Consider the following 21,677-nt stretch of genomic DNA (forward strand, 5'->3'; position numbering starts at 1 on the left):
TATCGAGTGCCCACGCTTTGTCTTCAATTGACGCTCCACCCCCAACCCTCTAACCTTCGCGGCTTGTTTCAGGTGCTCTGTGGCGATGGCCGACAGAGTGAAACAGGGAAGCCGGTGAGTGGCTATCGTCAAGCGACGAAGCGTCATGATCCCGGCGCTGCCCCCGCAACGGTAAATGAGTGAAGACTGCGCTTTGAGCCACTGTGTTGATGTCAACATGGGAAGGCGCGCAGTCAGGCAACACGCCGCTCATGAGCCCGGAGACCGGCCTGATTCATCCAACGGCATCACGGTGGGCGATGCCAGGCTTCTTGCCGTCTATTCTTGTGCCTGCCCGCCGTTATCCAGCCTCAACGGAGAGCTCCCCATGACTGATACTCCCGATCGTGACGAACGCCATCTGGCGCGCATGCTGCGCAAAAAAGCGGTGATCGACGAACGCATCGCCAACTCCCCGAATGAATGCGGTTTGCTGCTGGTGCTGTCCGGCAACGGCAAGGGCAAGAGCAGCTCGGCGTTCGGCATGCTTGCGCGGTCAATGGGCCACGGCATGCAGTGCGGCGTGGTGCAGTTCATCAAGGGGCGCACCAGCACCGGCGAGGAGCTGTTCTTCCGGCGCTTCCCGGAGCAGGTGCGTTTTCATGTGATGGGCGAGGGCTTCACTTGGGAAACCCAGGACCGCCAGCGCGACATCGCCGCCGCTGAAGCCGCGTGGGCGGTGTCCCGCGAATTGCTGCGTGATCCGGCCATTGGCCTCGTGGTGCTCGATGAGTTGAACATCGCCCTCAAGCACGGCTACCTCGATCTCGATCAGGTGCTCAGCGACTTGCAGGCCCGTCCACCGATGCAGCACGTGGTGGTCACGGGTCGTGGCGCCAAACCAGAGATGATCGAGCTGGCCGACACCGTCACTGAAATGGGCATGATCAAGCACGCCTTCCAGGCTGGAATCAAAGCGCAAAAAGGCGTCGAACTGTGACTCAACCCCGTCATTGCTCGGCGGTACTGATCGCCGCGCCGGCCTCCGGTCAGGGCAAGACCACCGTCACCGCCGCGCTTGCCCGTTTGCATCGCAATCAGGGGCGCAAGGTTCGCGTGTTCAAATGCGGCCCGGACTTTCTCGACCCGATGATTCTCGAGCGCGCCAGCGGCGCACCGGTTTATCAACTCGACATGTGGATGGTCGGCGAGCAGGAAAGTCGACGTCTATTGTGGGAGGCCGCAGGCGAAGCCGATCTGATCCTCATCGAAGGCGTCATGGGGCTGTTCGACGGTACGCCGTCCAGCGCCGATCTGGCGCGGCACTTCGGTGTGCCGGTGCTCGGCGTGATCGACGGCACCGCCATGGCGCAGACGTTTGGCGCGCTGGCCCTGGGTCTTGCGCGTTATCAACCGGACTTGCCGTTTGCCGGTGTGCTGGCCAACCGGGTCGGCACCGTGCGACATGCGCAGTTGCTCGAAGGCAGCCTGACTGAAGGCTTGCGCTGGTACGGCGCGTTGTCCCGGGAGACCGGGATCGAATTGCCGAGTCGGCATCTGGGCCTGGTTCAGGCCAGCGAGCTCAATGATCTCGACCTGCGTCTCGATGCGGCGGCCGACTCCTTGGCCAGCAGTTGCGATGTGGCTCTACCGCCGGCCGTGGAATTCGCCGCGCCTGAAATGATCGCCGCCGAACCGTTGCTGGCCGGTGTGCGGATTGCCGTGGCTCGGGACGAAGCTTTCGCGTTTACCTACGGCGCGAGCCTGGATCTGCTGCGGGCGATGGGCGCCGAATTGTTTTTCTTCTCGCCGATCCGCGACACCGAATTGCCAGAAGCAGATAGCCTGTATCTGCCGGGCGGTTACCCCGAATTGCACCATGTGGCGTTATCACAAAACACGCCGATGCTGACCGCGATCCGCGCTCACCACGCAGCGGGCAAACCGTTGCTGGCCGAGTGTGGCGGCATGCTGTACCTGCTGGATTCCTTGACCGATGTCGAGGGCACTCGCGCTGAACTGGTTGGCCTGCTGGCCGGTGATGCGGTGATGCAGAAGCGCCTTGCCGCGTTGGCCTTGCAGGCGGTCGAATTGCCGGAAGGTTTACTGCGCGGGCACACGTATCACCACTCGTTGACCAGCACCGAGCTTGAGCCGATTGCTAGAGGTTTGAGCCCGAATGGTGGGCGAGGGGCGGAGGCGGTTTATCGTGAGGGGCGGATGACGGCGTCCTATGTGCATTTTTATTTTCCGTCCAATCCATCGGCGATTGCGGCGCTGTTTGTGCCTGACCTTGAGGCCGCCTTTGCGAGCAAGTCGGATCGCCGCACCGCCGCTCCCACATTGGATCACCAAAACCCTGTGGGAGCGGGCTTGCCCGCGAAGAGGCCATGACGGACAACGCATTCAGCCAGGCCGAACGCGCAGCCGTCTACCGAGCCATCGCCGAACGCCGTGACATGCGGCACTTCAGCGGCGGCACCGTCGAACCCGAGTTACTGAGGCGTCTGCTCGAAGCCGCGCATCAGGCCCCGAGTGTTGGCCTGATGCAGCCCTGGCGTTTCATTCGCATCAGCGACCGGGCACTGCGCGGCAAGATTCAGCAACTGGTGGAAGACGAGCGCATCCGTACCGCCGAAGCCCTCGGCGAGCGCTCCGACGAATTCATGAAGCTCAAGGTCGAAGGCATCAACGACTGCGCCGAGGTGCTGGTCGCCGCGCTGATGGACGATCGTGAGCGGCATATCTTCGGCCGTCGTACATTGCCGGAAATGGACATGGCCTCGCTGTCCTGCGCCATCCAGAATCTTTGGCTCGCGTCCCGCGCCGAAGGCCTGGGCATGGGCTGGGTGTCGCTGTTCGAGCCGCAAGCGCTGGCGGACTTGCTGGGTTTACCGACCGGGGCCAAGCCTTTGGCTGTTCTTTGCCTGGGGCCGGTCAAGGAATTCTATCCGGCGCCGATGTTGGTACTCGAAGGCTGGGCGCAGGCGCGTCCACTCAGCGAGTTGCTGTATGAAAATTATTGGGGAGTGAGTCAATGAGTGTGGCGTTGTTGAGTGTCGCCGCGGTCGCGCTGGATGCGCTGCTGGGTGAACCCAAACGCTGGCATCCGCTGGTGGCGTTCGGTCGTTTTGCCGATCGCATCGAGCAACGTTTCAACTCCGGCGGCCGCGGTTGGCGCAGTCACGGGGTTACGGCCTGGGTGATGGCGGTCGTGCCGCTAACCTTGCTGGCCACCGCACTTTCCTGGGCGCCTTACGTTGGCTGGATCGTCGAGATTCTCGTGCTCTATTGCGCCCTTGGTATGCGCAGCCTTGGTGAGCACGTTGAGCCGGTGGCCAAGGCCCTGCGTAGTGATGATCTGATCGAGGCGCGCAAACGCGTTGGTTATCTGGTCAGCCGTCAGACCAGTGAACTGGATGAAACCGAAGTCGCCCGCGCCGCCACCGAGTCGGTGCTGGAGAACGGCAGCGATGCGGTGTTCGCCGCGCTGTTCTGGTTTGCCGTGGCGGGTGCGCCCGGCGTGGTGCTTTATCGCCTGAGCAACACTCTCGATGCGATGTGGGGTTATCGCAACGAACGCTTCGAACGTTTCGGTTGGGCGGCGGCGAAGATCGATGATGTTCTGAACTACATTCCCGCACGCTTGGTGGCGTTGACCTACGCGCTGCTGGGCAAAACCCGACTGGCGTTGAAGTGCTGGCGTACCCAGGGCCCGACCTGGGATAGCCCGAATGCCGGGCCGGTGATGGCGGCCGGTGCCGGCGCGCTGGGCGTCGAGTTGGGCGGGGCGGCGATCTATCACGGTGAACTGCATCAGCGTCCGCCATTGGGCGAAGGTGTGCCGGCGGATGCCGATTCCATCGACCGTGGCTGGCAATTGGTCCAGCGCGGGGTATGGTTATGGCTGCTGATTCTCTGCGTAGGGGCTGAATTCTATGCTTGAGCACGGTGGCCGCTTGCGCAAGGCGGCGCTTGAATACGGCATTGCCGAAGCCGATTGGCTCGACCTGTCCAGTGGTCTCGCGCCCTGGCCATTCCCGGTCCCGGACATCCCGCTGCGGGCCTGGGCGCGGTTGCCGGAAACTGATGACGGTCTGGAGCAGGCTGCCTGCGACTATTACGGTGCGGCCCAAGTGTTGCCGGTGGCCGGTTCGCAAATGGCGATCCAGTTGCTGCCGCGTTTGCGCCGGGCCGGCAAAGTCGGCGTGCTGTCGCCGTGTTACGCCGAACACGCCGAAGCCTGGCGTCGCAATGGTTACATCGTGCGTGAAGTGCTTGAGTCGGAAGTCGATTTCTTTCTCGACAGCCTCGATGTGCTGGTGGTGGTCAATCCGAACAATCCCACGGGGTTGAGCCTGACCCCGGCTCGCCTGCTGGACTGGCATTCGCGGCTGGCCCAGCGCGGTGGCTGGCTAGTCGTGGACGAGGCGTTCATGGACAACACCCCGCATTTGAGTCTGGCGCCGTTCGCCAATCAGATTGGCTTGATCGTGCTGCGTTCCTTCGGCAAATTTTTCGGTCTGGCCGGTGTGCGGTTGGGTTTTGTATTGGCCGAGCGCAAGTTGCTCAAGCTGCTGGCCGAACAGGTCGGGCCTTGGGCGGTCAGCGGTCCGACCCGAGTGCTGGGTCAGGCGTGCCTGACGGATACGGACGGGCACACTCGACAGCGCATTCGTACTGACGAGGCCGGCGAGCGTCTGGCGTTGCTGCTTGAACAGTATGGTTTCAAGCCTCAGGGCGGCTGCGCATTGTTCCAATGGCTGATCACCGAGCGTGCCGAAGCGCTGCATGAATTCATGGCCCGACGCGGCATTCTGCTGCGGTTGTTCACCCACACCAGCAGCGTACGGTTTGGCTTGCCCGCCGATGAAGCGGATTGGCTGCGTCTCGAGCAAGCGCTTGAAGCCTACGTTAAGGAAGCGCAATGACTACGTTGATGGTGCAAGGCGCGACTTTGATGGTGCAGGGCACGACTTTGATGGTGCAGGGCACCACGTCCGACGCCGGTAAAAGCACGCTGGTGACGGCGCTGTGTCGCTGGGTCACGCGCCAGGGCGTCAGCGTCGTGCCGTTCAAGCCGCAGAACATGGCCCTCAATAGCGCGGTAACCGCCGACGGTGGCGAGATTGGCCGTGCTCAAGCAGTGCAGGCCCAGGCCGCCAACCTTGAACCGCACACCGACATGAACCCGGTGCTGCTCAAACCCAATAGCGATACCGGCGCTCAAGTGATCATTCATGGGCGCGCGGTCACCACCATGAATGCCGTCGCCTATCACGACTACAAGGCCATCGCGATGCAAGCGGTGCTGGCTTCTCATGAACGCTTGAGCGCGGCGTATCCGGTGGTGATGGTCGAAGGTGCGGGTTCGCCGGCAGAGATCAACCTGCGCGCCGGCGACATCGCCAACATGGGGTTTGCCGAGGCGGTGGACTGCCCGGTCGTGCTGATTGCCGACATCAATCGCGGCGGAGTTTTCGCGCATTTGGTCGGTACGCTGGAACTGCTGTCGCCCAGCGAGCAGGCACGGGTCAAAGGCTTCATCATCAACCGTTTTCGCGGCGACATCGCCTTGCTGCAACCGGGGCTGGATTGGCTGGAGGCGCGCACCGGCAAACCGGTGATCGGCGTTTTACCGTATGTGATGGACCTGCATCTTGAGGCCGAGGACGGTCTCGATCAGCGTCAGACCGACAAGACCGATCAAGTGCTCAACGTGGTGGTGCCGGTGCTGCCGCGCATCAGCAACCACACCGATTTCGATCCGCTGCGCCTGCATCCGCAAGTGGACCTGCAATTCATCGGCCCCGGTCAGGCGATTCCGCCGGCTGACCTGATCATTCTTCCCGGTTCGAAAAGCGTGCGCAGTGACCTCGCGTACTTGCGGGCCAACGGTTGGGACACGGCTATCTCGCGGCACTTGCGTTACGGTGGAAAAGTGCTGGGGATCTGCGGCGGTCTGCAAATGCTCGGCGAGCAGGTGCACGACCCGCTGGGCCTCGAAGGCGCGCCGGGTTCCAGTGCCGGTTTGGGCTTGCTGGCGTTCGAAACGCAGCTCGAAGAAGAGAAGCAGTTGCGCAATGTGCGTGGGCGTCTGGTGCTGGAGGACGCGGAGGTCAGCGGCTATGAAATTCATGCCGGCGTGACCACCGGGCCGGCGCTGGAAAACGCCGCGGTGCAGCTGGACGATGGTCGTTGCGATGGCGCGCAAAGTGTCGATGGACAGATTTTCGGCACGTACCTGCATGGCCTGTTCGAGTCGCCGGCGGCGTGCAGTGCGCTGTTGCGCTGGGCCGGGTTGCAGGATGTGCAGGAAGTGGATTACCACGCCTTGCGCGAGCGCGATATCGAGCGGTTGGCGGATCTGGTGGAGAAGCATCTGGATACTTCGTTGCTGCGTGAACTCTGTGGTTTTTAGGGTGAATGTGCCGGCCTCTTCGCGAGCAAGCCCGCTCCCACATTGGAACGCGGTCAACTGTAGGAGCGAGGCTTGCCCGCGAAGAGGCCCGCCCCGACACCGCACATCTAAGGAATAAACCATGCTGCAACTGATCCTCGGCGGCGCCCGCTCAGGCAAAAGTCGCCTGGCTGAAAAACTGGCGACAGACAGTCAACTCCAGGTCACCTACATCGCCACCAGCCAACCCCTGGACGGTGAAATGAACGAACGGGTCGCCCATCACCGCGCCCGTCGTCCAGCCGAGTGGGCATTGATCGAAGAGCCGCTGGAGCTGGCCCGCGTGCTGCGCGAAAACGCCAGTGCCGATCGTTGCTTGCTGGTGGATTGCCTGACGCTGTGGTTGACCAATCTACTGATGCTCGACAACGCCGAGCGCCTGTCGGCCGAACGCGAAGCGCTGCTGGACTGCCTGGCATCGTTGCCGGGTGAAATCATTTTTGTCAGCAACGAGACCGGGATGGGTGTCGTACCGCTGGGCGAATTGACTCGCCGCTATGTCGATGAAGCCGGTTGGCTGCATCAAGCCTTGGCCGAGCGCTGTCAGCGAGTCGTCCTGACCGTCGCCGGCCTGCCCCTGACTTTGAAAGGAACTGCGTTATGACTCACTCCTGGTGGCTGAACCCGTGCAAGCCAATCGACGCGCAAGCGGTCGATCAGGCGCAGGCGCGTCAACAGCAACTGACCAAGCCTGCCGGCTCTCTCGGCCAGCTCGAGTCGGTGGCGGTGCAACTGGCCGGGTTGCAGGGGCAGGTCAAGCCGACGCTCGATCAGCTGTGGATTGCGATTTTTGCCGGTGACCATGGTGTGGTTGCTGAAGGAGTGTCGGCGTTTCCGCAGGAAGTCACCGGGCAGATGCTGCACAACTTTGTCAGCGGCGGCGCGGCGATCAGCGTGTTGGCACGGCAGTTGGGGGCTTCCCTGGAAGTGGTCGACCTCGGCACCGTCACGCCGTCGTTGAATCTGCCGGGTGTGCGTCACCTGAACATCGGTCCGGGCACGGCGAATTTTGTCCAGGGGCCGGCAATGACTCAGGCCCAGGGCGAACTCGCCTTGCAGGCCGGTCGCGACAGTGTGCTGCGCGCCATCGCGGCCGGCGCGCAGTTGTTCATCGGTGGCGAAATGGGCATCGGCAACACCACCGCGGCCAGCGCGTTGGCGTGTGCGTTGCTCGATTGCCCGGTGGTGCATCTGGCCGGACCGGGCACCGGATTGAACGCGGCAGGTGTCAGCCATAAAGCCCAGGTCATCGAGCGTGCCTTGGCGTTGCACGGCGCTCAGCGTGGCGATGCACTGCAGACCTTGTTCAACCTCGGCGGTTTCGAAATTGCTGCGCTGGTCGGCGCGTACCTGGCCTGTGCTCAGGAAGGTGTCGCGGTGTTGGTCGACGGGTTTATTTGCAGTGTTGCTGCGTTGGTGGCGGTGCGTTTGAATCCGGCCTGCCGTGAGTGGTTGCTGTTCGGTCATCGCGGCGCCGAGCCGGGTCATCGCCATGTGCTCGAAACCCTGCACGCCGAACCGTTGCTGGACCTCGGTCTGCGGTTGGGCGAGGGCAGTGGTGCGGCATTGGCCGTGCCATTGTTGCGTCTGGCCTGCGACCTGCACGGGCAAATGGCGACGTTCGCCGAAGCCGCGGTGGCGGATCGTCCGGCATGACCTTGCGCCTGGACCTGTTGCGCCATGGCGAAACCGAGCTCGGCGGCGGTTTGCGCGGCAGCCTCGACGATGCACTGACCGGCAAGGGCTGGGAGCAGATGCGCGCCGCGGTGATCGAACAGGGACCCTGGGATCGACTGGTCAGTTCGCCGTTGCAGCGTTGCGCGCGTTTTGCTGAAGAGCTTGGGGCGCAACTGGGTTTGCCGGTGCAGCTGGATAAGGATCTGCAAGAGCTGCACTTCGGCGCCTGGGAAGGGCAGAGCGCGGCGGCGCTGATGGAAACCAGCGCCGAGGCGTTGGGTTTGTTCTGGGCCGATCCCTATTCGTTCACGCCGCCAGACGGTGAGCCGGTGGTGGACTTCTCTGCGCGAGTGTTGGCGGCCATCGAACGGCTGCACGCGGTCCATGCGGGTGAGCGAATCTTGCTGATCAGCCATGGCGGTGTCATGCGTTTGTTGCTGGCTCAAGCGCGTGGATTGCCGCGTGAACAGTTGCTCAACGTTGAAGTTGGCCATGGCGCGCTGTTCTCGTTGTCGGTTGAGTCCGGCGTCTTGTTAAGGGAAGCGATCTGACCATGTTGCCGTTCTGGATCGCCCTGCAATTTTTGAGCAGCCTGCCGATTCGCCTGCCAGGCATGCCGACGCCTGAGGAGCTGGGCCGGTCATTGCTGTTTTATCCGCTGGTCGGTTTGCTGTTCGGCGCGATTCTGTGGGGGCTGAACTGGCTATTGCTGGGCACGCCATTATTGCTTCATGCCGCGCTGCTGCTGAGTGTTTGGGTCGTACTCAGCGGCGCGTTGCACCTGGATGGCTTGGCCGATAGCGCCGATGCGTGGCTCGGGGGTTACGGCGACCGTGAGCGCACCCTGACCATCATGAAAGACCCGCGCAGCGGGCCGATTGCCGTGGTGACGCTGGTGCTGGTGTTGCTGCTCAAGTTCGCTGCGTTGCTGGCGTTGATCGAGCAGCAGCACAGCGTGGTCCTGATCATCGTTCCACTGATTAGTCGTAGCGCGTTACTGGGGTTATTCCTCACCACGTCTTACGTGCGTCCGGGTGGGTTGGGGCAGGCGCTGGCCGATCATCTGCCGCGTTTGGCCGGAAAGCAGGTGTTGGCGATCAGTGCCGTGGCCTGTGTGCTGATGGCTGGCCTCAGCGGCGTATGGGCGCTTGTGTTGGCGGCGGTGTTATTTGTCTGGTTGCGGCAAGTGATGGTGCGACGATTGGGCGGGACAACGGGCGATACGGCGGGGGCGTTGCTGGAATTGCTGGAGGTGGCGGTGCTGGTGGGGCTTGCATTGATCTTGTAGGAGCGAGGCTTGCCCGCGAAGGCGGCGGCACAGTCAACATTGATATCGACTGACACACCGCCTTCGCGGGCAAGCCTCGCTCCTACAGGGTATATGTGTCGAAAAATTTGCTTTCATTTAACCGCGGGTATATACACGCACTATGCTTCCTTCTCAATGTTTGTGTACCAACCTGCGTCGCGCCGCTCGTGGCGTCAGCAGGCATTACGACGGCGCCCTCGACGGCTTCGGGATCAACGTTGCCCAGTATTCTCTGCTGTGCAATCTGCAGCGTCTGGATCAGCCGAGCATCTCGTCGCTGGCCGAAGCCATGGGCCTGGATCGCAGCACCCTCGGGCGCAATCTGCGAGTGCTGGAAGGCGAAGGTCTGGTGACGCTGGTTGAGGGTGAGGACATGCGCAATCGCATCGTCCTGCTCACCGAGACAGGGCGCGAACGTCTGGCAGCGGCGTTGCCGGCCTGGGAAGCGGCGCAGCAGCGGTTAATCGACCGTCTGGGTGCCGAGAAGCGTGAAACCTTGCTGAAACTGCTGGACGAACTGGCTTGAGGCCCGTTTGTTCGATCTTAAGCGGGTATATACCCGCTACCGGAGAACAAGAATGACATCAATGTGGCGTACATGCGGTTGGGTTCTGTTGGGGAGTGCGCTGATTCTGGCGTTGTCCCTGGGTGTGCGACACGGCTTCGGGCTGTTTCTGGCGCCCATGAGTGCCGAGTTCGGCTGGGGCCGCGAAGTGTTTGCCTTCGCCATCGCTTTGCAGAACCTGATCTGGGGCCTGGCGCAGCCGTTCACCGGTGCCCTTGCCGACCGCTTTGGCGCCGCGAAGGTGGTGTTGATTGGTGGTGTTCTGTACGCCTTGGGTCTGGTGTTCATGGGATTGTCCGATTCTGCGGTGACCTTGTCCTTGAGCGCCGGGCTGTTGATCGGCATCGGCCTGTCCGGCACCTCGTTCTCGGTGATCCTCGGCGTGGTCGGCCGGGCCGTGCCGCCGGAAAAACGCAGCATGGGCATGGGGATCGCCAGCGCCGCCGGTTCTTTCGGTCAATTCGCCATGTTGCCCGGCACGCTGGGGCTGATCGGCTGGCTTGGCTGGTCTGCGGCATTGTTGGTGTTGGGCCTGGTGGTGGCGCTGATCGTGCCACTGGTGAGCATGCTCAAGGACAAGCCGCTGCCGGTCCTCGGGCACGAGCAAACCCTCTCTGAAGCATTACACGAGGCCTGTTCCCATTCAGGATTCTGGCTGTTGGCGTTCGGCTTTTTTGTCTGCGGTTTTCAGGTGGTGTTCATCGGCGTGCACTTGCCGGCCTATCTGGTGGACCAACACTTGCCAGCCTCTGTCGGCACCACGGTGCTGGCGCTGATCGGGTTGTTCAATATCTTCGGTACTTATACGGCTGGCTGGCTTGGCGGGCGGATGTCCAAGCCGCGTTTGCTCACCGGTCTGTATCTGTTGCGGGCGGTGGTGATTGTGCTGTTCCTCTGGGCACCAGTCACTCAGGTCACGGCTTATTTGTTCGGCATGGCCATGGGTTTTCTCTGGTTGTCGACGGTGCCCTTGACCAACGGCACGGTGGCGACCTTGTTCGGTGTACGAAATTTGTCCATGCTCGGTGGGATCGTTTTCCTCTTCCACCAGCTCGGCTCGTTCCTCGGCGGCTGGTTGGGTGGGGTGGTGTATGACCGAACCGGGAGTTACGACTTGATCTGGCAGGTGGCGATTCTCTTGAGTCTGGTGGCCGCAGCCCTGAACTGGCCGGTGCGCGAGCAGCCGGTGGCGCGTCTGCAAACCCGGATGAGTGCAGCATGAACAGTCTCTGGCCGCGGATGGCTGTAATCGCCATCGGCTTACTGCTGCTGGCTCTGGCGTGGTGGGGCTGGCGTCAGGGTGGCCTGGCATTGATGCAGTTGGGCATGGGTGCTTGCTAGCGAGCGCCGAAGGCGAGTAATTTCGTTTCCTGACGATTGTTCAAGGATGCACTGACATGCTGATGCGCTGGCTTGCAGTTCCCGCGTTGTTGATGGTTTTTACCGGATTGGCCCAGGCGGCAGAATGCCCGGAATTGTTACAAGGCTCATTGCCCAAGCTGCGTGCCAAGGAATCCATCGATCTGTGCCAGCGATTCGCCGGCAAGCCGCTGGTGGTGGTCAATACCGCGAGCTTCTGTGGCTTCGCCCCGCAGTTCAAAGGCCTTGAGGCGCTGTATCAGCGTTACAAGGATCAAGGGCTTGAGGTGGTTGGTGTTCCGTCCAATGATTTCAAACAAGAGTCTAAAGATGGCGCAGAGACTGCCAAGGTCTGTTACGTGAACTACGGCGTGACCTTCACCATGACCGAGCCACAGAAAGTCCGCGGCGATGATGCAACGCATTTGTTCAAGGTTCTCGCTGAACAAAGCAGTTCACCGAAGTGGAATTTCTACAAGTACGTGGTCGATCGCCAGGGCAAGGTGATCGCCAATTTCTCCAGCCTGACCAAGCCGGATAATCCCGAGTTCATCGAGGCGGTGGAGAAAGCCCTGGCTTCGAAACCCTGATCGACGCGCACTAAAAAGCCCCGCCTCTGGATAAGAGTGCGGGGCTTTTTCAATTCAGGTGGCGAGGTAGTCAAGCTCGCCGTGAATCATCAGAAACGGTAGGTTGCGCCAACACCGAAACCGTTCGCCCAGTTTTCATACTTGGCGTTGTAGGTCTGGCGTCCGTTGCTGTTGTTGACCTTGACCGACTCTTCGCGCAGGTACGAGTACGCCACGTCGATGGTCAGGTCGTCGGTCGGGCTCCAGCCAGCGCCAAGGCTGAAAATCTTGCGATCGCCAGTCGGAATGCGTGGGGAACGGTCTTCGTTGTTGGTTGGTGCCTGGTCGACGGACAGACCGGTACGCAGGACCCATTGTTTGTTCAACTGGTACGAAGCGCCGATGGCGTGAGCCCAGGTGTCATGCCAGTTCTGTTCTTCAGTGATGGTGCCAAACCGACTGTTCAGAGCAGCAGGAACGCCACTGTTCTCAACGGAGATTTCTTTCAGGCGGCTCCAGCGAGTCCAGGTGCTGCCTGCGTAGAGAGTCCATTTGTCGTCCAGCTGGTGAGTAACCGAGAAGTCGACCGACTCAGGCGTGGTGATGTCCAGCGAAGCGTCGTACTTCTGGCTCGGGTTCTGGCCAAGGGCCCCCAGGAGGTTGTAGTTGACCTTGGTGTCGCCCTCGAGCTTGTACTTCACTTTCGAGTGGTAGGTCAGGCCGACGCGAGTGCTGTCGGTGGCTTGAACCATGATGCCGATGTTGTAACCCAGCGCGGTGTCGTCACCCTTGATCTTGACGTTGCCGTCCGCTGCGCGAGGGTTCAGCGACAGATTCGATTCCAAGGTGCCGTCAATGCGGTTGATGGTCGGACCGAAACCGATCGACACCTTGTCGTTGAAGGCATAGCTGACGGTTGGCTGCAGGGTTACGATTTTTACTTCGCTCTTGCTGCCGAAGTATTTGCCGGCGAAGCCGTTCTCGTAGTCGGTCACCAGGCCGAATGGAGCGTAGACGCCGAAACCGAACGCCCAGTGGTCATCGATTGGCTTTACGTAGTAGCCCATGGGCACGCCCATGAAAGGGACCATGTCACCTTTGTTGGTGCCACTATTCGGGCTGGAGCTCGCATCACTGATATCAGCGTGCGCGTCGATAAATGCAACACCACCGGTCACTTGTTCGCGCTTGAGGCGAGACATGCCGGCAGGGTTACCAAAAACGGTGGATGCGTCGTCGGCAGAAGAAGATCGCCCGGCAAAACCAGTTCCCATCCCGCTGATGCTTTGTTCGTTAAGGGCAAAGCCACTTGCGAAGATCTGGGTGGATGCCAAGGCAGCGGCGAGGCTAAGGGTGGTTTTGAGCATTACTTTTTTCATTATTAGAACTCCTGGTGATCACCGGGGCGAAAATTACCAACATTTTCGTCCGGGCGCTATAGCCTGTAACGCTTGATTTAGAGCGGTTTTGTAGGACAATCCGACCAAAATCGCGACAAGTTGTGCGATCTTCGGAAACGGGTGGTTCAGCAGGCGACCTGATTCAACGATGAAACACAGGTTTGCCAGGCGTAGGTGAAATCTCGCAAACGACCTTGGGGCTGGAAAGTCTGGCGCCAGATTCGGGCCATTCCCAACAGGTCGTCGGAGGCGGGGAGGGGAGTGTTCTGTTCTTCTACCAGCAACCAGGCGATGGCTGTGGCGTAACGCAGGTTGACGGTCAATTCCAGGTGCGGCCCGCTAAGAAAAGCATGTTGGCTGGCCAGGCCGCGGACCAGGCTCGCCCGATCCGGGTCCAGGGCCAAATAGTGATCCCATAGGGCTTGGTGGCGAGGCTCGGCGATTCGGTACAGGCCGTGTCCACGGCGGTCATGCAAGGCTGACCCAAGGGCTGACTGACTGGCGGCAATGCCCAGCAGCAGGGATTCGGCAGTTGCGCTATGGCGTCCGAGGTAGATCAATGTCGGACGGATCACATAACGGCACAGTTCGCTGGCAGCGATACCCATAAAGCCCTCGAAACATGAAGTGGTCGGCGATACCTGAAGGGCCTTGGCAGCTATGGATCGAATCAGGCTCGCCGGAAGCGGATCAAGCCGCTTGAGTTGAAGTGTAGTGTCATTATTTCGCTGTAAAGGACTGTTTTTAAAATATTTCTGGCTTCGAGTTATAACCGTTATATCGGTTGGTGCTTAGCCGTAGGCCACGAAATGAGAAATATCGGGCAATAAAAAGCCCCGCTTTTCAGCAGGGCTTCTGAGGTTTTCAGCCTTTCTGGCGTCTCAGGCAATCAGTGCCTGGCGAGTACGCTCGATCACAGCCTGCAGCGGTTCTGCGCTGGAGTATTGATCCGGGTACAGGCGTTCGCTGTGACGAGCGATGCCGTGTTCGTTGACCAGAGTGAAGCTGAAGCAGCCTTTGCGAGCGGCCATGATCAGGCAGTTCATTGGAGCAAAAGCGTTGGTTAGGGTGCGAATGGCATCCTGAGTGTGGATTTGAGTAGACATAATTGGTGTTCCTACAAGCGACACGGATAAGAACCGTGCAAAGTTAAAACGTTCCAGTGACGACGACCACCATTGGTCGAACGAAGAACCCGACTGGAACAAAGCAGCCAGTTTGAAGCGCTGATAAGTTGGCGCGCTTGGGCTGGCAGGTAGGTACTTAGGAGGGCAGGCAACACATCAAGGGCAAAGGTTCTGGGCCCGGGGTGAAGATCCTGATCAATTTGCAGGCTGGTTCGGTCAGAGTAAGTGAGCTTGGCAACACCCTTTGCTTTCGATTCAAAGGCTGTGTTGGTGCAAGATTTACCTGGAAACCATCGAGGTGGTCGATCCCATTTTATCGGTGGAGGCTTCTCTTAGGGAAGGCTGACCGGGGGATTTGTTCGACCAGAATTGACTTTCAGCTTGGTACTAACGCCGCGGATACTAACGGATTGAACTGCCGAAGGGAAGCCTGTTTGTAAAAAGGCGCTGAATGCCTGTCGGCAAGTCTCGACTGAGCTGTCGAAAGAGCAGACCAGTGCCCCGCAATAGCCCAGAACCCGACCGTTGATCCGAGAGAAACGATCGAGTCAGGATCGACCTGCGGCACGGGTTGCCCGGGTTTATCCCCAGGCCTTACCTAAAAACCGCGCCAAAAAAGCGCATCGATATAACCGCCTCGCAGGTACTTGTGCACATAAGTTGCGCGAACTGTCATCCCACTGTCATCCTCGCCTCAATGGGAGTGGGTGCCTGTAATGAAAATTTAAGTCAATGAAAAACATCGCTTTTTTTTACTGGTGAAAAAATCGTCAGTTTGACTGCGAGCCCCACCCCACACGGCTTTGCGCGAGTTCAAAGGCGGTTGTCCACTGAGTTATCCACAGCTTCTGTGGATTGTCCCAAGCGCTTGCTCTAGGACGGGCGTGCAGGCTTTTTTCGACTTTACCTGTACGAAAAAAAGAGTAGAGTGGCGCGCCTTCCGATCTGCCCCACAGTGCTTTATGAAGTTTCGCTCAGTATCAGTCCCTGCTACCTCAACAACCCCCAGTGTTACCCCACCCAAGCGCTTTTCGATGCGCGTGGCTGAGTGGTTACTCGACAGCCCGCGCCTGGGCGAAAACTCCAACGTCAAACACTTCGCCGGACGCTTGCTCAAGCAGCCTGCCCGGGAAGGCGTCGTGGCCGCGCAAAGCCGTCTCGGTCAGCTGATGTGCCGCGAATGCGGTAACGCCCGGGATCGCCGCATTGGCCAGGAGCTGTTGCGTCAGGCCGCGCGTGCGGGCGACCGACGCGCGCAACAGGAACTCGGCCTGAGCGAAGACTGAGCTGTCCAAGACCTGACGCCTTGGTTAACCTTCACGCTTTATCGAATGGGCAGGAGTGGCTATGGCGATGGACTTGACCAGCGCATTGCTGGGTCTGGCGGGCGCTGGGCTGCCGTTACTGGTATTGGCCTGGCAACTTCAGCGTCGGGCGAGTGCGGGGCAGGCCGAGCTGGCGCTGCTGGAAGAGCGCCTTGCCATTGCCCAGCTGACGCAGGACGGCTTGAATGCTCAGCTTGACACCTGCCGTGATGAAATCGCTGACCTGAGCCAGGCCAATTCCGCCAAACAGGCCGACTTGGCTGCCGTGCGCCGTGAAGTCGAACTGCTCCAGATCGAACGCGACGATGCCCGCGACGCGGCCCACGCCTGGAACATCGAACGCGCCGGCAAAGAGGCTGAGTTGCGCCGCCTCGACGCGCAGGCGGCCTCCCTCAATGCCGAGCTGCGTGAGCAGCAGGAAAGCCATCAGCAGCGCCTCAACGACCTTCAAGGCTCGCGGGACGAACTGCGCGCGCAATTCGCCGAGCTGGCGGGCAAGATCTTCGACGAGCGTGAGCAGCGTTTTGCCGAAACCAGCCAGCAACGTTTGGGGCAGTTGCTCGATCCGTTGAAGGAACGTATCCAGTCGTTCGAAAAGCGCGTCGAGGAAAGCTATCAGGCTGAAGCCCGCGAGCGTTTTTCCCTGGCCAAGGAACTGGAACGGCTGCAACAACTGAACCTGCGCCTGAGCGACGAAGCCACAAACCTGACGCGCGCCTTGAAAGGACAGAAAACCCAAGGCAACTGGGGCGAACTGATTCTCGAGCGGGTGCTTGAGCACGCGGGGCTGGAGAAGGGGCGTGAGTACCAGACCCAGGTCAATCTCAAGGGGCCGGACGGCGAGCGTTTTCAGCCGGATGTGATTATTTACCTGCCCGGCGACAAGCAGGTCGTGGTCGATTCGAAGGTCAGCCTCACGGCCTATCAGCAATATGTGGCGGCCGAGGACGATGCCATCGGCCAGATCGCCATCAAGCAGCACGTACTGTCCCTGCGCAGTCACGTCAAAGGCTTGGCCGGCAAGGATTACAAGCGGCTCGACGGCTTGCACAGTCTGGATTTCGTTCTGCTTTTCGTCCCGATCGAAGCGGCGTTTTCTGCGGCGTTGCAGGCTGAGCCGACGCTGTTTCAGGAGGCATTCGACCGCAATATCGTGATCGTCAGTCCAACCACGTTGCTGGCCACTTTGCGGGTCATCGATAGCTTGTGGAAGCAGGAGCGCCAGAGCCAGAACGCCCGGGAAATTGCCGAGCGCGCCGGTTGGCTGTACGACAAGTTCGTGTTGTTTATTCAGGATCTGGACGAGGTCGGCAATCGCTTGCAGCAACTGGACAAGGCCTACAGTTCTGCTCGCAATAAACTGACTGAAGGTCGCGGCAACCTGGTCAGTCGCAGCGAGCAGCTCAAGTTGCTCGGGGCGCGGGCCAGCAAGAGCTTGCCGGCGGATCTGCTGGAGCGGGCGATGACGGATGTTGATGGCTTGGCCGAGCTCCCCGAATAAAGAGCAAAAGATCGCAGCCTTCGGCAGCTCCTACATTGACCGCGTGGAAACCCGATCCTGTAGGAGCTGCCGAAGGCTGCGATCTTTTCGAAGGCAACACAGACCTCAATCATCACCCTACAACGGCAAATGCCGACTCAACAACGCCCGCAACGCCGCAGGTTTCACTGGTTTGGCCAGGTAATCCAGGCCTGCTGCATGCACTTGGGCCACCGTCTCCGGCCGTCCATCTGCACTGATCACCACCCCCGGCACCGGCTCGCCCAGTTGCGTGCGCAACCACGCCATCAATTCGGTCCCGGTCTCGCCATCGTCCAAGTGATAATCCACCAGCGCCAATTGCGGACGCATCCCATCACCGAGCAGCGTCGCGCATTCCTCACGGTTGCGCGCGGTCCAGACCTGGCAACCCCAGCGCGTGAGCAAACTGTTCATGCCGATCAGGATGCTGTCTTCGTTATCAATACACAGGACCTGCGCGCCGCTGAGCATATGGCCATTGAGTTCGGCAACGTTGGCCGGCGTCGCGGTTTGTACCCGAGCCAGCGGCACGCTGACACTGAACACGCTGCCGCGACCCGGCCAGGAACGCACGCGCAAGGTGTGACCCAATACGCGACACAGCCCATCTGCAATCGCCAGACCCAAGCCCAGACCTTTCTCGGCTCGGGTCTGGTGGCTGTCGAGGCGTTTGAACTCTTCGAAAATCACCTGCAGTTTGTCTTCCGCAATGCCCGGTCCACGGTCCCAGACCTCCAGACACAGCTCACCATTGCGCCGCCGAACGCCGAGCAGCACCGGGCCTTTGGCGTAGCGGAAGGCATTGGTCAGGAAGTTCTGCAAAATCCTTCGCAGCAGTTTGATGTCACTGTCGACCCGTAGCGCGCTGCCCCGAACACGGAATTTCAGCCCCTGTTCCTGCGCCAGTGCCTTGAATTCGGCGCCCAGCGTATGGAATAAATCATTGAGTTCGAAGGGCTTGCGGTCAGGGTTGATCTTGCCGTTTTCCAGACGGGAAATGTCCAGCAGGTCGCTGATCAGGTCCTCGGCCGAGCGCAGTGAACTGTCCAGGTGATGAACCAGTTTCCGGGCTTCACTGGATAAACTGTCTTCCTGATGGGTGAGGGCTGCAGAGAACAGCCGCGCAGCATTCAGCGGTTGCATCAAGTCATGGCTGACGGCGGTCAGGAAACGGGTTTTCGACTGGTTGGCCGATTCTGCGGTGCCCTTGGCTTCGGTCAGGGCGACGTTGAGTTGCGACAGTTCGTGGGTCCGTTCGGTGACCCGTTGCTCAAGGCCCTCGTTCGCTTCGGTCAGCGCCTGCTCGGCCTCGCGGAACGCGGTGATGTCGGTGAAGCTCATGACGAAACCGCCACCGGGCATCGGGTTACCGATCAGCTCGATCACTCGACCATTGGGGAACAATCGCTCGGAGGTATGGGCGCGGCCCTGGCGCATCCAGTGCAAGCGGCGGGCGACGTGCACTTCCGCTTCGCCGGGCCCGCACAGACCGCGCTCGGCGTTGTAGCGAATGATGTCGGCAATCGGCCGGCCAACGCTGATCAAACCGTCGGGGTAGTTGAATAATTCAAGGTAGCGCCGGTTCCAGGCCACCAGTTTCAGCGACTGGTCGACCACGCTGATGCCCTGGGTGATGTTCTCGATGGCGCCTTGCAGCAGGGCACGGTTGAACTGCAGCACTTCCGAGGTTTCGTCGGCGATCCGCACGACATCCTCGAGTTGCATTTCCCGACCTTCAATGGCGGCTTTTACCACCGCCCGGGTCGAAGATGCGCCGAGTACACCGGCCAGCAAGCGTTCGGTATGGGCGATCCATTCACCGTCGGCGTTCTGGGTCGGGTTGAAGCCTTTGCCCTGACGGTAGGCGAAACGGAGGAAACTCTGACGAGCCCGCTCCTCGCCGACAAAACGGGCGGCCAGTTGCTGCAAGTCGTTGATCTGTACCGCCAGCATCGAGCGGGCGTTGGGTCGGGCGCTGATCTCCTGGCCGATGAAGCGGCCGGCCTGCCAGTGCTCCGAAACCCGTGTGCGTGACAATAGCGAGACCCAGGTGAACAAGGTGAAGTTGCCCGCCAGGGACAGCACCACGCCTTGAGTCAGTGGCGTGATCGGCAGGTTCAACGGGTTGCCTTGCAGCCAGGCCAGTCCCGGAAAACTGCTCAGGGGCAAACCGAGACTTTTGGCGGCGATCGGCAACACCAGGGTGTAGAACCAGAGGAAGGTCCCAGCGGCCAGCCCGGCGAACACCCCTCGACGGTTAGCCTGTTTCCAATACAGCGCGCCGAGCATGGCCGGGGCCAGTTGGGTCACGGCGGCGAAGGCGATCTGGCCGATGGTCGCCAGGCTCGCGGTGGAGCCCAGCAGTCGATAACTGACGTAGGCCAGCAGCAGAATGACCACGATGCTCACCCGCCGCACCGAAAGCATCCACTGGCGGAACACTTCGAACGGCCGCTCGGCGTTGTTGCGCCGCAGCAACCACGGCAGCAGCAGGTCATTGGAAAGCATGGTCGACAGCGCCACGCTGGCCACGATCACCATACCGGTCGCCGCCGAAGCACCGCCGATAAACGCCAGCATCGCCAAGGCAGGGTGAGATTCGGCCAGAGGCAGGCTGATGACGAATGAGTCCGGCAGCACTGAGCTGGGCAGCAACATCTGACCGGCCAGCGCGATCGGCACGACAAACAACGCCGCCAGCGCCAGATAGGCCGGGAACACCCACTTGGCCAGGCGCAGATCCTGAGGGTCGATGTTTTCCACCACGGTCACGTGGAACTGCCGGGGCAGGCAGATGATCGCCATCATCGCCACGCCGGTTTGCACCACCATGGACGGCCAGTTGATGGTTTCTTTCCAGTACTCTTCGAGGCGCGGGGCGAGCATGGCCTGGTCGAACAGGTCGTCGAAACCGTCATACAGGCCGTAGGTCACGAACGCGCCGACCGCGAGAAAAGCGAACAGTTTGACCAGTGATTCAAAGGCGATCGCCAACACCATGCCGCGGTGGTGTTCCGTGGCATCGAGGTTGCGGGTACCGAAAACGATGGTGAACAGCGCCAGTACCAGCGATACGATCAGCGCCGTGTCTTGCGCGCGTGTGCCCATGGCGTCAGCGCCGGCGCCGATCAGCAGGTTCACGCCCAGCACGATGCCCTTGAGTTGCAGGGCGATATAGGGCAACACGCCGACCAGGCAGATCAGCGCCACCACCACCGCCAGCGACTGGGATTTGCCGTAGCGGGCGGCGATGAAGTCGGCGATGGAGGTGATGTTCTCTTGTTTGCTGATCATCACCATTTTTTGCAGGACCCACGGCGCGCACACCAGCAGCAGGATCGGCCCGAGGTAGATCGGCAGGAATGACCAGAGTTGTTCGGCCGCTTGGCCCACGGCGCCAAAGAATGTCCAACTGGTGCAATAAACGGCCAGCGACAGGCTGTACACCCAGGCGCGCACCCGTGGCGGCAACGGCGCGCTGCGCCGGTCACCGTAAAAGGCGATAGCGAACAGGATGGCCATATAGGCCAGGGCGACGGTGGCGATCAGCCCGATGGACAGCGACATGGGAACTCCAGACAAAAGACATCCGGGACTCCGCCCGGTCAGGACAGTCTCGCATGACCGCCGGAGTTAGTCAGTGTCGACCAAGGTCGTGGCGTGGTGGGGTGTCACAGGTTGGGAGTCCGTTCGATTTTTGGTGTGTTTGGGGGCCTCTTCGCGAGCAAGCCCGCTCCCACACTCGATCGTCAGTGAACACAAAATATGTGGACATCCTCAATCCAGTGTGGGAGCGGGCTTGCTCGCGAAGGCGGCCTCACTGACTCAGCGCAATATCAATCAACCGATGCAACTCTTCAACCTCCAGCGCCTGCACTGAAAACAAGATGCGAAACACCGTCGGCGCCACCACCATATTGATCAGTCGATCGACACTCGGCTTCGGCTGCTCGGGATAGCGATCCAGAATCGTCTGCAACTGCCCGCCAATGATCGTCACGCAATAGCCCGGCGTGGCGCTGGATTGCACGTCACGCATCATGTTGCGCCCGGGCTCGGAACTCATTTCGTCCAGATATTGCTCCGCCCAGGCCCGCACGTCTCCGCGCAGGCTGCCGGTGTTGGCCGGTTCGCCGTCGGGGCGCATGCGGGCGAGGGCGACGTCGGCCAGTAGCACCGACAGATCACCCCAGCGCCGGTAAATGGTCGACGGCGTCACCCCGGCCCGGACAGCGATTTGCGGCACGGTCACGCTCGCGCGATCCTGTTCTTCGAGGAGCGCGCGAACTGCCGCATGAATCGACTCTTGCACCCTGGCGCTGCGGCCACCAGGACGTAAACCTTCTTTAATAGCCATATGGCGGACCTTAACACAAAGAATTTGC

General features: G+C 60.7%; 21 protein-coding genes and 1 riboswitch. Of the genes, 16 read left to right on the forward strand and 5 right to left on the reverse strand.

What is annotated here, in order from left to right; translation table 11 throughout:
- Positions 1-53 precede the first annotated feature (53 nt).
- Positions 54-287: riboswitch (cobalamin riboswitch) on the forward strand.
- 80 nt (positions 288-367) lie between these two features.
- The 14 genes from cobO (at position 368) to TU81_RS07930 (ending at position 11,939) form a co-directional block, all read left to right on the forward strand.
- Entirely contained in the window at positions 368-979 is a 612-nt protein-coding gene (gene cobO, locus TU81_RS07870; RefSeq protein WP_008071512.1) for a cob(I)yrinic acid a,c-diamide adenosyltransferase, read from the forward strand.
- Positions 976-2,373 carry a cobyrinate a,c-diamide synthase gene (locus TU81_RS07875; RefSeq protein WP_048394349.1) on the forward strand — a complete coding sequence of 466 codons (1,398 nt, stop codon included), beginning with the start codon at positions 976-978 and terminating at the stop codon, positions 2,371-2,373. Before cobO ends, TU81_RS07875 begins: the two co-directional genes overlap by 4 nt.
- Positions 2,370-3,020, forward strand: a complete 651-nt coding sequence (gene bluB / locus TU81_RS07880) for a 5,6-dimethylbenzimidazole synthase (RefSeq protein ID WP_038979716.1) — start codon at positions 2,370-2,372, stop codon at positions 3,018-3,020. The genes TU81_RS07875 and bluB overlap by 4 nt, the downstream gene beginning before the upstream one ends.
- Complete coding sequence (cbiB, locus tag TU81_RS07885; RefSeq protein ID WP_038979718.1) at positions 3,017-3,925, forward strand: adenosylcobinamide-phosphate synthase CbiB; 909 nt, start codon at positions 3,017-3,019, stop codon at positions 3,923-3,925. Before bluB ends, cbiB begins: the two co-directional genes overlap by 4 nt.
- The gene (cobD, locus tag TU81_RS07890; protein ID WP_048394352.1) at positions 3,918-4,910 is read left to right on the forward strand and encodes a threonine-phosphate decarboxylase CobD; all 993 of its coding nucleotides are present in this window, start codon (positions 3,918-3,920) and stop codon (positions 4,908-4,910) included. The genes cbiB and cobD overlap by 8 nt, the downstream gene beginning before the upstream one ends.
- A 29-nt stretch (positions 4,911-4,939) precedes the next feature.
- Complete coding sequence (locus tag TU81_RS07895; RefSeq protein ID WP_038980239.1) at positions 4,940-6,400, forward strand: cobyric acid synthase; 1,461 nt, start codon at positions 4,940-4,942, stop codon at positions 6,398-6,400.
- Positions 6,401-6,521: 121 nt separating this feature from the next.
- A complete protein-coding gene (cobU, locus tag TU81_RS07900; protein ID WP_048394354.1) occupies positions 6,522-7,043 on the forward strand; it encodes a bifunctional adenosylcobinamide kinase/adenosylcobinamide-phosphate guanylyltransferase in 522 nt (173 codons plus the stop codon).
- On the forward strand, positions 7,040-8,095 hold the full coding sequence (gene cobT / locus TU81_RS07905; protein WP_048394356.1) for a nicotinate-nucleotide--dimethylbenzimidazole phosphoribosyltransferase: 1,056 nt from the start codon (positions 7,040-7,042) through the stop codon (positions 8,093-8,095). Before cobU ends, cobT begins: the two co-directional genes overlap by 4 nt.
- Complete coding sequence (cobC, locus tag TU81_RS07910) at positions 8,092-8,667, forward strand: alpha-ribazole phosphatase family protein (protein ID WP_048394358.1); 576 nt, start codon at positions 8,092-8,094, stop codon at positions 8,665-8,667. The genes cobT and cobC overlap by 4 nt, the downstream gene beginning before the upstream one ends.
- A 2-nt stretch (positions 8,668-8,669) precedes the next feature.
- The gene (locus tag TU81_RS07915) at positions 8,670-9,404 is read left to right on the forward strand and encodes an adenosylcobinamide-GDP ribazoletransferase (protein ID WP_048394360.1); all 735 of its coding nucleotides are present in this window, start codon (positions 8,670-8,672) and stop codon (positions 9,402-9,404) included.
- Positions 9,405-9,546: 142 nt separating this feature from the next.
- A complete protein-coding gene (locus TU81_RS07920) occupies positions 9,547-9,951 on the forward strand; it encodes a MarR family winged helix-turn-helix transcriptional regulator (RefSeq protein WP_048394362.1) in 405 nt (134 codons plus the stop codon).
- A gap of 52 nt (positions 9,952-10,003) precedes the next feature.
- Positions 10,004-11,212 (forward strand): MFS transporter, encoded by a 1,209-nt coding sequence (locus TU81_RS07925; protein WP_038979727.1) that lies wholly within the window; start codon positions 10,004-10,006, stop codon positions 11,210-11,212.
- Positions 11,209-11,331, forward strand: coding sequence for a hypothetical protein (locus TU81_RS30925; protein WP_267885916.1), 123 nt, complete (start codon positions 11,209-11,211; stop codon positions 11,329-11,331). Before TU81_RS07925 ends, TU81_RS30925 begins: the two co-directional genes overlap by 4 nt.
- 56 nt (positions 11,332-11,387) lie before the next feature.
- Positions 11,388-11,939: a glutathione peroxidase gene (locus tag TU81_RS07930; protein WP_038979728.1), complete on the forward strand. Its 552-nt coding sequence runs from the start codon at positions 11,388-11,390 to the stop codon at positions 11,937-11,939.
- A gap of 89 nt (positions 11,940-12,028) precedes the next feature.
- Here the strand turns inward: TU81_RS07930 and TU81_RS07935 are convergent, their stop codons facing one another.
- The 3 genes from TU81_RS07935 to TU81_RS07945 form a co-directional block, all read right to left on the reverse strand.
- Positions 12,029-13,297 (reverse strand): OmpP1/FadL family transporter, encoded by a 1,269-nt coding sequence (locus TU81_RS07935; protein ID WP_038979729.1) that lies wholly within the window; start codon positions 13,295-13,297, stop codon positions 12,029-12,031.
- A gap of 146 nt (positions 13,298-13,443) precedes the next feature.
- Positions 13,444-13,926, reverse strand: coding sequence for a hypothetical protein (locus TU81_RS07940; RefSeq protein ID WP_038979731.1), 483 nt, complete (start codon positions 13,924-13,926; stop codon positions 13,444-13,446).
- 273 nt (positions 13,927-14,199) lie between these two features.
- Positions 14,200-14,424: a hypothetical protein gene (locus tag TU81_RS07945; RefSeq protein WP_019407963.1), complete on the reverse strand. Its 225-nt coding sequence runs from the start codon at positions 14,422-14,424 to the stop codon at positions 14,200-14,202.
- Between the two features lie 983 nt (positions 14,425-15,407).
- Between TU81_RS07945 and TU81_RS07950 the strand changes: the two genes are divergently transcribed.
- Positions 15,408-15,731, forward strand: coding sequence for an SEL1-like repeat protein (locus TU81_RS07950; protein ID WP_080772046.1), 324 nt, complete (start codon positions 15,408-15,410; stop codon positions 15,729-15,731).
- A gap of 175 nt (positions 15,732-15,906) precedes the next feature.
- The gene (gene rmuC / locus TU81_RS07955) at positions 15,907-17,271 is read left to right on the forward strand and encodes a DNA recombination protein RmuC (protein ID WP_167344813.1); all 1,365 of its coding nucleotides are present in this window, start codon (positions 15,907-15,909) and stop codon (positions 17,269-17,271) included.
- 117 nt (positions 17,272-17,388) lie between these two features.
- Here the strand turns inward: rmuC and TU81_RS07960 are convergent, their stop codons facing one another.
- Complete coding sequence (locus tag TU81_RS07960) at positions 17,389-20,859, reverse strand: hybrid sensor histidine kinase/response regulator (protein ID WP_048394364.1); 3,471 nt, start codon at positions 20,857-20,859, stop codon at positions 17,389-17,391.
- Between the two features lie 250 nt (positions 20,860-21,109).
- The gene (locus TU81_RS07965; RefSeq protein WP_038979739.1) at positions 21,110-21,649 is read right to left on the reverse strand and encodes a TetR/AcrR family transcriptional regulator; all 540 of its coding nucleotides are present in this window, start codon (positions 21,647-21,649) and stop codon (positions 21,110-21,112) included.
- Positions 21,650-21,677 lie beyond the last annotated feature (28 nt).

The sequence above is a fragment of the Pseudomonas lini genome (genome assembly GCF_001042905.1).
GTDB lineage: Bacteria > Pseudomonadota > Gammaproteobacteria > Pseudomonadales > Pseudomonadaceae > Aquipseudomonas > Aquipseudomonas lini.

Excerpts from the sequence above, each read along its gene's own strand:
- cobU (WP_048394354.1), top strand. The coding sequence starts at position 6,522 with ATGCTGCAACTGATCCTCGGCGGCGCCCGCTCAGGCAAAAGTCGCCTG.
- TU81_RS07940 (WP_038979731.1), bottom strand. The coding sequence starts at position 13,926 with ATGGGTATCGCTGCCAGCGAACTGTGCCGTTATGTGATCCGTCCGACA.
- cobD (WP_048394352.1), top strand. The coding sequence starts at position 3,918 with ATGCTTGAGCACGGTGGCCGCTTGCGCAAGGCGGCGCTTGAATACGGC.
- cobT (WP_048394356.1), top strand. The coding sequence starts at position 7,040 with ATGACTCACTCCTGGTGGCTGAACCCGTGCAAGCCAATCGACGCGCAA.
- cobO (WP_008071512.1), top strand. The coding sequence starts at position 368 with ATGACTGATACTCCCGATCGTGACGAACGCCATCTGGCGCGCATGCTG.
- TU81_RS07965 (WP_038979739.1), bottom strand. The coding sequence starts at position 21,649 with ATGGCTATTAAAGAAGGTTTACGTCCTGGTGGCCGCAGCGCCAGGGTG.
- TU81_RS07930 (WP_038979728.1), top strand. The coding sequence starts at position 11,388 with ATGCTGATGCGCTGGCTTGCAGTTCCCGCGTTGTTGATGGTTTTTACC.
- TU81_RS07920 (WP_048394362.1), top strand. The coding sequence starts at position 9,547 with ATGCTTCCTTCTCAATGTTTGTGTACCAACCTGCGTCGCGCCGCTCGT.
- TU81_RS07915 (WP_048394360.1), top strand. The coding sequence starts at position 8,670 with ATGTTGCCGTTCTGGATCGCCCTGCAATTTTTGAGCAGCCTGCCGATT.
- TU81_RS30925 (WP_267885916.1), top strand. The coding sequence starts at position 11,209 with ATGAACAGTCTCTGGCCGCGGATGGCTGTAATCGCCATCGGCTTACTG.
- cbiB (WP_038979718.1), top strand. The coding sequence starts at position 3,017 with ATGAGTGTGGCGTTGTTGAGTGTCGCCGCGGTCGCGCTGGATGCGCTG.
- TU81_RS07935 (WP_038979729.1), bottom strand. The coding sequence starts at position 13,297 with ATGAAAAAAGTAATGCTCAAAACCACCCTTAGCCTCGCCGCTGCCTTG.
- TU81_RS07960 (WP_048394364.1), bottom strand. The coding sequence starts at position 20,859 with ATGTCGCTGTCCATCGGGCTGATCGCCACCGTCGCCCTGGCCTATATG.
- bluB (WP_038979716.1), top strand. The coding sequence starts at position 2,370 with ATGACGGACAACGCATTCAGCCAGGCCGAACGCGCAGCCGTCTACCGA.
- TU81_RS07895 (WP_038980239.1), top strand. The coding sequence starts at position 4,940 with ATGGTGCAGGGCACGACTTTGATGGTGCAGGGCACCACGTCCGACGCC.
- TU81_RS07945 (WP_019407963.1), bottom strand. The coding sequence starts at position 14,424 with ATGTCTACTCAAATCCACACTCAGGATGCCATTCGCACCCTAACCAAC.
- TU81_RS07925 (WP_038979727.1), top strand. The coding sequence starts at position 10,004 with ATGACATCAATGTGGCGTACATGCGGTTGGGTTCTGTTGGGGAGTGCG.
- cobC (WP_048394358.1), top strand. The coding sequence starts at position 8,092 with ATGACCTTGCGCCTGGACCTGTTGCGCCATGGCGAAACCGAGCTCGGC.
- TU81_RS07950 (WP_080772046.1), top strand. The coding sequence starts at position 15,408 with ATGAAGTTTCGCTCAGTATCAGTCCCTGCTACCTCAACAACCCCCAGT.